Genomic DNA, 307 nt, shown 5'->3' with positions numbered 1-307 from the left:
TGGTCGGTCCCGTCCGTCGGGCACAATATCTTCTGGATCATCAGCGTCCTCCTCTCTGATCAGCGGAGCCGCAAAGCCAACAGGGGCCGCGGCGCGAAAAACTCCATCGCCAGGCTCAGCCAGGAATTGGCAAAGCCAAAACCGGCGCAGGCAAAACCCGCGCAAACAAAAAAGCCGGAGCGGGGTGTCCGCTCCGGCCCAATCTTAAATATCGAGGGTATTTTGCAATTCCCATTCTGTGAAATGGGATGCGTACTGGTTCCATTCCTGGGTTTTCATCTTGATATAGGCGTCGGAGAATTCGGTG

The 307-nt window shown here is 55.4% G+C and carries 1 protein-coding gene; it reads left to right on the top strand.

Features of this window, described 5'->3' with window-relative positions:
• Window positions 1-307: hypothetical protein (locus tag XINFAN_RS22595; RefSeq protein ID WP_435530883.1), on the top strand; the 307-nt coding region annotated here is incomplete at both ends.

It is taken from the genome of Pseudogemmobacter humi (assembly GCF_900609055.1).
GTDB lineage: Bacteria > Pseudomonadota > Alphaproteobacteria > Rhodobacterales > Rhodobacteraceae > Pseudogemmobacter > Pseudogemmobacter humi.
This window is presented reverse-complemented; position numbering and strand designations above follow the sequence as displayed.